At 33.8% G+C, this 9,646-nt stretch carries 9 protein-coding genes; 8 read left to right on the forward strand and 1 reads right to left on the reverse strand.

The features are described from left to right. From J6L95_RS00345 to J6L95_RS00355, 3 genes are all read left to right on the forward strand, one after another. Complete coding sequence (locus J6L95_RS00345) at positions 1–693, forward strand: 5'-methylthioadenosine/adenosylhomocysteine nucleosidase (RefSeq protein WP_029073089.1); 693 nt, start codon at positions 1–3, stop codon at positions 691–693. Continuing rightward, a complete protein-coding gene (locus J6L95_RS00350) occupies positions 693–2,984 on the forward strand; it encodes a U32 family peptidase (protein ID WP_287457672.1) in 2,292 nt (763 codons plus the stop codon). Before J6L95_RS00345 ends, J6L95_RS00350 begins: the two co-directional genes overlap by 1 nt. 84 nt (positions 2,985–3,068) lie before the next feature. Then, on the forward strand, positions 3,069–3,404 hold the full coding sequence (locus J6L95_RS00355; protein ID WP_029070776.1) for a helix-turn-helix domain-containing protein: 336 nt from the start codon (positions 3,069–3,071) through the stop codon (positions 3,402–3,404). A 15-nt stretch (positions 3,405–3,419) separates the two neighbouring features. Here J6L95_RS00355 and J6L95_RS00360 read toward each other — a convergent pair whose 3' ends face one another. After that, positions 3,420–3,980 (reverse strand): metallophosphoesterase family protein, encoded by a 561-nt coding sequence (locus tag J6L95_RS00360; RefSeq protein WP_287457673.1) that lies wholly within the window; start codon positions 3,978–3,980, stop codon positions 3,420–3,422. Positions 3,981–4,150: 170 nt separating this feature from the next. Between J6L95_RS00360 and J6L95_RS00365 the strand changes: the two genes are divergently transcribed. From J6L95_RS00365 to J6L95_RS00385, 5 genes are all read left to right on the forward strand, one after another. After that, complete coding sequence (locus tag J6L95_RS00365; protein WP_029070778.1) at positions 4,151–4,465, forward strand: PTS sugar transporter subunit IIB; 315 nt, start codon at positions 4,151–4,153, stop codon at positions 4,463–4,465. Between the two features lie 108 nt (positions 4,466–4,573). After that, positions 4,574–4,846, forward strand: coding sequence for an ACT domain-containing protein (locus J6L95_RS00370; protein WP_029073092.1), 273 nt, complete (start codon positions 4,574–4,576; stop codon positions 4,844–4,846). Positions 4,847–4,856: 10 nt separating this feature from the next. Continuing rightward, complete coding sequence (locus J6L95_RS00375) at positions 4,857–6,221, forward strand: PFL family protein (protein WP_029070780.1); 1,365 nt, start codon at positions 4,857–4,859, stop codon at positions 6,219–6,221. A 45-nt stretch (positions 6,222–6,266) separates the two neighbouring features. Continuing rightward, the gene (locus J6L95_RS00380) at positions 6,267–7,490 is read left to right on the forward strand and encodes an ATP-binding protein (protein ID WP_287457675.1); all 1,224 of its coding nucleotides are present in this window, start codon (positions 6,267–6,269) and stop codon (positions 7,488–7,490) included. A 1-nt stretch (position 7,491) separates the two neighbouring features. Next, entirely contained in the window at positions 7,492–9,204 is a 1,713-nt protein-coding gene (locus J6L95_RS00385; RefSeq protein WP_287457676.1) for a GNAT family N-acetyltransferase, read from the forward strand. Positions 9,205–9,646: the final 442 nt, after the last annotated feature.

The raw sequence follows: 9,646 nt of genomic DNA on the forward strand, positions 1-9,646 counted from the left end.
ATGCTAGGAATTATTGGAGCGATGGAAGAAGAAGTTAATGAGTTATTAGCTTTGATGGATGTCAAGGAGACTAAAGAAGATCTTGGCTATACTTTTCATATTGGTACATTAGGCAATAAGGAAACTGTTGTTGTACAGGGTGGTATTGGCAAAGTGAATGCGACTGTCTCTTGTACACTTATGATCAAGAACTTTAATATTGATCATCTTATCAATATTGGAACTGCTGGTGGTCTTTGTCAGGAAGAAGAAGTTGGAGATATTGTCATTGGTGAAAGAGTATGCCATCATGATTTCGACTTAACGGGCTTTGGTAGACCAATGGGACGTATTCCTAATCTTCCTGAAGTTTATATTCATGCCAATGAGGACATGGTACGTGTGGCTCAGGAAGTCTTAAAAGATAATGATGTAAGAGCGCATACAGGTATTATCGCATCAGGTGATCAGTTTGTTCATACAAAAGAACAGGTAGATAAGATCTTGACTCATTTCCCAGAAGCGATGTGTGCTGAAATGGAAGCTGCCAGCATTGGACAGACTTGTTACTTGTTCCAGGTTCCTTTTATCATCACTCGCGGCTTAAGTGATATTTTTAATAAAGGAAACAACTCAATACAGTTTGATGAATACTTAAAGAAAGCTTCTAAAGTATCTGCCAAGATGTGTTATGAGTTAGCGCAGAAATTATAATGAAAAGAATTGAATTATTGGCACCAGCAGGTGATTTTGAATCTTTGAAGGCCGCTATTGCCAATGGTGCTAATGCTATTTACTTAGGTGGCAATGCTTTTTCGGCACGTGCCTTTGCAAAGAACTTTGATCGTGATGAATTAGAAGAAGCTGTAAAATATGCGCATCTTCGTGGTGTTAAGATTCATGTGACAATCAATATTCTTTATAAAGATGAAGAGTTCACGCATCTGTTTGACTATATTGATTTTCTTTATAAGATACAGGTAGATGCTCTCTTGATTCAGGATATTGGATTATTGAAAGCAGTAAGAGCACGCTATCCTGATTTTGAAGTTCATGTCTCAACGCAGATGACTGTCAATACGCTTGAAGCGTTACGTTACTTTGAAGAATTAGGAGTAAAACGTGTCGTTCTTTCTAGAGAGAATACAATTGAACAGATGAAATATATCTGTGATCATACTTCTCTTGAAGTAGAAGTCTTTGCTCATGGGGCCATCTGTGTAGCTTATTCAGGACAGTGTCTTATGAGCAGCATGATCGGCAAGAGAAGCGGTAATAGAGGGGCTTGTGCCCAGCCTTGTCGTCTTCCTTATCGTCTTGAAGAAGATGGAAAGATTTTAGATGAAGAGCAGTTCCTCATGTCTCCTAGGGATTTATGTACCATTGAAAATGTGGAGGAATTCATAAAGGCAGGTATTACTTCTTTAAAGATAGAAGGGCGTATGAAAAAGCCTGAATATGTTGCTGCGGTGGTGCATGCCTATAAGAAAGCTATTGATCATGTATATGATCATCATCTAGAAGATATTGATAGTGATGACATCGATAACATGAAACGCATGTTTAATCGTCATTATACAAAAGGGTATGCTTTTCATGATCATAAGATTGTAGATCAGGATTATTCTGGCAATAGAGGAATGCATCTTGGCTATGTTAAAGGATATTCTAAAAAGAAGAAATGTGTTTCTATTATGTTAGAGGATACTTTATCCCAGCTTGACAGCATTGTTTTTGAAACTATTGATAAAGGAAGACCTGTCAATAAGATCTATAAGGATGGGATGCTTGTCAATGAGGCACACAAAGGTGACGTTGTAGAAATTGAATTTAACACACCGGTCTATGAAGGAGCTGTCAATAAGACAGTATCAGTGAAAACAATAGAGGCATTAAGAAAGACCTTCATGAAGGAAGGAAAGTTCCGCTATGTAAGTTTCTCATTCTATGCTTATTTGAATTCACCAATGATGCTCATGGCTGAATGTGATGGTGAACATTTCGAGGTTATCAGTGAGTATACATGTGAAAAGGCCCTTCATACACCAACTGATGAAATGCGTATTGAAAAGCAGTTAAGAAAGCTTGGTGGCACAATCTATGAAGTAGATAGTGTCAGTGTGGATATTGCTGAAGAGATCAATATACCTATTTCCATTCTTAATAAGATGAGAAGAGAAATGGTAGATAAGATGAATGAACATTTCTCATCACGTGTTATTCATCATGAAGGAATCAAAACTTATGAAGCAAACAAAAAAGAAAATGTAAGTGGAAACTATTATGTTTGTGTACGTACATTATCACAGCTTAAGTGTGCACTAGACTATTTTGATCATGTCTACTACTATTATCAAAGCAACTTGGATGAAGCTTTGGATCTCTTTGATCAATATGAAAAGGAAGCGGGTATCTATCTTCCACGTATTACTACTGATAAAGAAATAAAGGAAATTGTTCAATCGATACCAGCGACAATTAAGCATTTTATTGTTAATGATTATGGTTTTTATCGTCAATATAAAGATAAAGATGTTATCTTGGGAACAGGGTTAAATATCTTTAATCATTATAGTGCCTCTTCATTTGATGAATCTTTAATTGTCAGCTATGAAACAACATCAAAACAGATTGAGACTATTAAGGATTATGCAAAAGAGACCATTGTTCCAATCTATGGATATATAGAAAACATGATCTCTGACCATTGTGTCATTTCCCAAAGATATTTCGGGAAAAAGGTACCACATTGTTCATTGTGTAAAAAGCATTCTTATCGCTTGATTGACCGTAAGGATGTAGCTTTTTCAGTATTTACTGATGATGCTTGTCGCAATCATATTTTAAATGCTTATCCACTATATTATTCTCATTATCGTAAGTTTAATACATCATATTTTATGATGTTTACAATTGAAGAGGATATTCAGGATATTATTGAATCTATTCTTAAAGGGCAATCGCTTTCACAATATATACAAACAACGACAGGGTATCTTTCTTGATATCCTGTTTTTTTATTTTTTCTAAATTCCTGATTTGAAAAAGGAAATATTTTGTGTTATAATACTAAACAAGGAGTGAGTCAAATGTCGTTAGATTTAGAATTAGCACAAAGATTGAAAGCATATCGTAATTTTAAGCATTTAACCCAAAAAGAAGTTGCTGCGCATCTTAATGTACCTCATTCTGCTATCTCAGATATCGAAAATGGCAAGAGAGATGTTACAGTAGGAGAGCTTAAGGTTTTATCACATCTATATGGGCGTAGTGTAGAAGAAATTATGAGCGGTAAGAAATATGACTATTATAATATCGCAAATATTGCAAGATTATTATCAGAATTACCTGATGAAGATCTTAAAGAAGTCATGTTTATCATTGAGTACAAACGTAAAAGAATTGAAGAAAAGAATTCATTATAAAAGAGAAGACCGAGACTATTGTCTCAGGGTCTTCTCTTTTTCTATTTGTGCAACCAGTTTTTTGAATTCTTCTAGAAGAGTTAATCCTTCTTCAAGAACATGATCTACACACTCATGTGTTGTATGATGATAGAAATGACAGCTGAAATGATTTTTGTCTATTTCAGCAATTGCGTATGTACCATAGCCGTATGATCCTCTGTTGATCATGGTGCTTCCTGGATTGATAAAGGTAATGCCTTCATGAATCTGTAATGTAGGTACATGTGTATGACCATGAAAACAGTAGTGTACATTGTTTTCTTTGCAGAGTCTTATGAGTTCATCATAGTTTTTGTAGACATTATAGAGGTGTCCATGGGTAATGAGATAGTCATCATGTGTTATGAAGGTTGGATAGCTTTCATCAAAATCATGGTTTCCTTTTACTATATAGTCTATTTTTTTATAACGTGTTTTATAGGGAAGAGAAGTGTCTCCACAATGAACAATGAGATCACATTCTTTTCTGTAGGCTAAAATGTCTTCTAATATTCCATTTTCCATATGTGTATCACTTAGTATTAAAATTTTCATAGTAAATAGCCTTTCATGTAGGTAAAGATATTATCGATATATTCATATTAATTCTGATTTTGTGATTTCGTCAATATGTAAGGTCAAAAAAATTGAAACAGTAAGGGTTTACATTAGGGCATATTTGTTTTAAAATAGTCTTATAGATATAGGAAAAGGAGTAATTTATAATGAAAACAATTTTATTAGTTTGTTCAGCTGGTATGTCTACTAGTTTATTAGTTACAAAAATGGAAGCAGCTGCTAAAGAAAAAGGTGTAGAAACAAAGATCTTCGCATTACCTTTCTCTGATGCACCAAGAGTATTAGAAGAAGTTGATTGTATCTTACTTGGCCCACAGGTTAGATTCCAGAAAGCTTCAATCGAAAAATTAGCAGCTTCAAGAAAAGCAGGTCAGATTCCTGTTGATGTAATCGATATGAGAGATTACGGTACTATGAACGGTAAGGCTGTATTAGAAAAAGCTTTAAGCATGTTAGACTAATAATGAATAATACTGCGATATATGTGCTATCATATATCGCTTTTTTTTGTAGCATTTGTACTTCTGTTTTGTTATAATGAGAAAAAAATAGGGGGGAAAGATACGATTATGGAAAAAAGTATTATCACAGTTGTTGGAAAAGACCAGGTAGGAATTATTGCTAAGGTCTGCACATATTTAGCAGATTCTAACGTCAATATTTTGGATATTTCCCAGACCATTTTAGATGGTTACTTTAATATGATGATGATCGTGGATACACACGGTGCAAATAGAGAGTTCTCTGTTTTAGTAGAAGAATTATCACAGTTAGGGGATAGCATTGGTACAAAGATTAAGCTTCAGCATGAACAGATCTTTGATATGATGCATAGAATTTAAGGAGAGCACTATGATAAATTTATTTGAAGTTTCTGAAACAAATAAAATGATTGAACAGGAGAATCTTGATGTTCGTACAATTACAATCGGGATTAGTCTGTTTGACTGCATTGATGCTAATGTAGATACATTATGTGACAATATTTATAAGAAAATTATGACAGTTGCTAAGGATCATGTTCCTACAGCTGAAAGAATTGAAAAGAAATATGGTATTCCTATTGTTAATAAGCGTATTTCAGTTACGCCTATTGGTACAATTGGAGCTTCAGCATGTCATTCCATTGAAGATTTTGTGAAAATCGCAAAAACATTGGATAAATGTGCTCATGAATTAGGCGTTAACTTTATCGGAGGATACAGTGCTATTGTATCTAAAGGGATGTCTAAATCTGAACGTCTATTGATTGAATCTATTCCATCAGCAATGAAGGAAACTGAGCTTGTATGTTCAAGTGTAAACGTAGGTTCTACAAAGACTGGTATTAATATGGATGCTGTGAAATTATTAGGTGAAATAGTTTTAAAGACAGCTGACATTACTAAAGAAAATGATTCGATTGGATGTGCTAAGCTTGTTATCTTCTGTAATGCACCAGATGATAACCCATTTATGGCAGGGGCTTTCCATGGTATCACTGAAACTGATGCTATCATCAATGTTGGGGTAAGTGGTCCTGGGGTAATGAACAAGGCTATTGCACAGGCTAAAGGAAAGTCTTTTGGTGAACTTTGTGAAACTATCAAGAAGACTGCTTTCAAGATTACTCGTGTTGGTCAGCTTGTTGCGAGAGAAGCATCTGAAGCATTAGGTATTCCTTTTGGTATTATCGATTTATCATTAGCACCAACACCTGCTATTGGAGATAGTATTTCTGACTGTCTTGAAGGTATGGGACTTGAACGTACTGGTGCACCAGGGACAACTGCTGCATTGGCAATCTTAAATGACCAGGTTAAGAAAGGTGGCGTTATGGCTTCTTCTTATGTTGGTGGTTTATCAGGTGCCTTTATTCCAGTCAGTGAAGACCAGGGAATGATTGATGCTGTTAATGCTGGTTCATTAACATTAGAAAAGCTTGAAGCTATGACTTGTGTATGTTCAGTAGGTCTTGATATGATTGCCATTCCTGGTAATACAAAAGCGACAACTATTTCAGGTATTATCGCTGATGAAATGGCTATTGGTATGATTAACCAGAAAACAACAGCTGTCAGATTGATTCCAGTTATTGGTAAAGATGTAGGGGATACTGTTGAATTCGGCGGTTTATTAGGATATGCACCAATCATGCCTGTAAACAATTTCTCATGTGATGATTTTGTTAATCGTGGTGGACGTATTCCAGCACCAATTCACAGCTTTAAAAACTAATGAAAAGACGAGTTTCTCGTCTTTTTTTAACAGGGAGAATATATTATGAAACTAAATGATCTTATCGTATATGATCGCATTTCAGATGATCAGGATGTTCTTTATGTACTAAAGAGTATTGAACATCTTCATCATGAAGATATCCAGCATGAATTTATGACTCATATGTTAAGACTTGCAGAACGTTATGATCTTCATGATCATCTAATGCAGGGATTGATTACTTATTTACTCGCAATGCATGAAAATGCCTTTACATTATCATTAGAAAGAAATGTTACTGTAGAAGATAATCTTAAATATCTTGTCATTGAAGATCTTCATTATTTCTTTGATTTGATGCATGAAAGCTATCAGGAATTAGCTGAAGGAAGTCTTAATTTATTAAAGAACTATAAGCATTCTAGACCAATTATCAATAAAGAAATTTATGAACTATTATCTGATCTACAGGAAAAATTAGCACAAAGCAAATCAGTTGAAGAATTTTATGAGATTCTCTATAATCATTATATGCACTACGGTGTGGGGAAATATGGCTTAAATAAAGCATTCCGCTACCGTGATGACAAAATCGTATCTATAGATCATATCGATGATCATACACTAGAACAGCTTATTGGTTATGAACGACAAAAAAAGAAGCTCATTGCCAATACTGAAGCATTTATTAATGGCAAAAAAGCTAATAATGTTCTTCTTTATGGTGATAATGGAACCGGTAAATCTTCAAGTGTAAAGGCGTTATTGAATCGCTATTATAAGCAAGGATTACGTATGGTTGAAGTGTATAAACATCAGTTTATCCAGTTGCCTCAGATTATAGGAGAACTTCAGAATCGTCATTATAAGTTCATTATCTTCATGGATGATCTTTCCTTTGAAGAATTTGAGACAGAATATAAATATCTCAAGGCTGTCATTGAAGGTGGATTAGAAAAGAAACCGGATAATATTCTTATTTATGCTACAAGCAACAGAAGACATCTTATCAAGGAAACTTGGGAAGATAGAGAAGGTTCTGAAATCAATATTAATGATGCAAAACAGGAGAAGCTTTCTCTTGTGGCAAGATTTGGTGTACAGATTCTTTATACGCATCCAAACAAGAAAGAATATCTTGAAATCGTGGATGGTCTTGCAAAAGAACACGGTCTTAATGTGGATGAAAAAGAGCTTCATCGATTGGCTATGGAATGGGAACTTAGAAATGGAGGCTATTCCGGGCGTACTGCAAAGCAGTTTATAAACATGATGCTTGGACAATAACATGCAACCCTTACAACTTACCGATTATGATCGTATAAAACCATATTTAGAATTAGGAGATTATGAAGGCTATAATTCTAACTTTGTAACAATGATGATGTGGAATCATGAATATCATATCGAATATGAAATTCATGATCATTTCCTTATCATGTTACATAATTACAAAGGAACAAAATATTTTGCGATGCCTTTTACATCAAAAGAATATTATCAGGAAGCAATGGACTATATGATTGATTATGCTAAAATGAATCATTTTCCATTTATGATTGACTGTGCTGTTCCTGCCTTTGTAGATGAAGTCAAGAAACTTTACAAAGGTCGTCTTATATTTGAAAGAACAAGAGATTTTGATGATTATGTCTACGAAAGAGAAGCCCTGGTTTCTTTATCAGGGAAGAAAATGCAGAAGAGAAGAAATCATTATAATCAGTTTGTGAAGAGTTATCCTGATTATGAATATCGTTCTTTATCTCTTAATGATGATTTTGACTTAATTATAAAATGTCTCGCGGAATGGGAAAGTGATCAATCTGCAAGTGAATCACTTACTTCGGAGATTTATGGTATTTTATTTCTTTTATCAAGTAATCATCTTCTGAATATTAAGATGGGTGGTATTTTCATTAATAATGAATTAAAGGCCTTTACCATTGCTTCTCCATTGTTGCACAATACTATTCAGATTCATGTAGAAAAGGCTGATAAGTCAATTAGAGGATTATATCCTGCGATTGCTAAAGAATTCCTTGAACACGAATTTACTGATTATGCTTATGTCAATCGTGAAGAAGATATGGGATTAGTGGGATTAAGACAATCAAAGATGCGTCTTCATCCTGTACATATGGTAGAAAAGACCCGTATTTTTATAGATGATACTTATATAAGAATAGCTAAACAAGAAGATCAAGAAGCTATCAGGGCGTTATGGCTTGATCGTTTTGAAGATGAGGATGAACAATCAACATCGTTCTATTTTGATCATATCTACCCTCATGCGAAAACATATGTTCTTTGTTTTCATGACCGCATTATTTCAGCTATTTCTGTTGAACAATTTGTCGTTAACGGATATGAAGACTCCTATTATGTGATGGGCGTATTGACAGATCGCAGTTTCGAAGGGCAGGGCTTCATGAAAAGGCTATTCAATGTAGTCTTAAATGACTATAAAGAAAAAAGATTATATCTTACGGCTTATCATCCTGAAGTCTATAAGAGTTTAGGATTTTTACCTTCACACTTTATGAATAAAGTGAAGATTGATAAGAAATATTATAAAACAATGGAAACTGACTATTCATTATCTCATGAAGTGAATGCTGAAGTGATGTCATCATTATATGATAACTATGTCTCTTCCTGTTTAGAATACAGAATAAGAGATATCAAAAGCTTTGAATTGCTTCTTGATAGAACAAGAGCTTTTCATCAGGAATGTGTCATTCTGATGAAAGATAATCAGCCATCTGGTTATATGATTTATGAAATATCAAATGACAATGTTGATATTGTAGAAATCATTTACAAGAGAGAAGATATTGATTCCATTGTATCTTGTATTGTTCAATCATTTAAAGGTAAGTCTATCAATATCATTATTGATAAAGAGGCCCATATAGAAGGAAAAACATCTTCCCACATCTGCATGCTTTGTAACAAGGAAGATGGTCATGATCATGGAATTATGATCAATGAAGTCTATTAACTACTATAGCGAGGAGCATTTTGCTCTTCGCTTTTTGTATTGTTTACATAAGAAGTCCTTTTATTTTTGAATATTGTATTGTTATATTTTGGATATACAATACCTGTTATTTTTGTCCATTTTCATTTGACTTGTTATCATTGCATAACTCATCTTTTGATTTTGTCCTGATTTTAGCCATTAATGTTCTTGCACGCAAATTATATAAAGCCTGCTGATACTATTAGGCATATTCTAAATACTTTTAAAATATATACCTCATAAAATTTTATTAATTTTATGAAATACTTTAATATTTAAATCATAGTGTAAAATTTTTTGTGTAAATTCGTTTTGTCGAATTTTATCTGACGTTATTCAATAGACAAAAAAGGTATATTCCTTGTAGAATGATTTCTGCAAACAAAACAACCACAAAGGAGTATACCCATGAATCATTTTA

Source organism: Kandleria sp. (genome assembly GCF_017934775.1).
GTDB lineage: Bacteria > Bacillota_I > Bacilli_A > Erysipelotrichales > Coprobacillaceae > Kandleria > Kandleria vitulina.

Bases quoted from the DNA above. Each gene is read 5' to 3' on its own strand.
- J6L95_RS00345 (WP_029073089.1), top strand. From the start codon at position 1: ATGCTAGGAATTATTGGAGCGATGGAAGAAGAAGTTAATGAGTTATTA.
- J6L95_RS00350 (WP_287457672.1), top strand. From the start codon at position 693: ATGAAAAGAATTGAATTATTGGCACCAGCAGGTGATTTTGAATCTTTG.
- J6L95_RS00355 (WP_029070776.1), top strand. From the start codon at position 3,069: ATGTCGTTAGATTTAGAATTAGCACAAAGATTGAAAGCATATCGTAAT.
- J6L95_RS00360 (WP_287457673.1), bottom strand. From the start codon at position 3,980: ATGAAAATTTTAATACTAAGTGATACACATATGGAAAATGGAATATTA.
- J6L95_RS00365 (WP_029070778.1), top strand. From the start codon at position 4,151: ATGAAAACAATTTTATTAGTTTGTTCAGCTGGTATGTCTACTAGTTTA.
- J6L95_RS00370 (WP_029073092.1), top strand. From the start codon at position 4,574: ATGGAAAAAAGTATTATCACAGTTGTTGGAAAAGACCAGGTAGGAATT.
- J6L95_RS00375 (WP_029070780.1), top strand. From the start codon at position 4,857: ATGATAAATTTATTTGAAGTTTCTGAAACAAATAAAATGATTGAACAG.
- J6L95_RS00380 (WP_287457675.1), top strand. From the start codon at position 6,267: ATGAAACTAAATGATCTTATCGTATATGATCGCATTTCAGATGATCAG.
- J6L95_RS00385 (WP_287457676.1), top strand. From the start codon at position 7,492: ATGCAACCCTTACAACTTACCGATTATGATCGTATAAAACCATATTTA.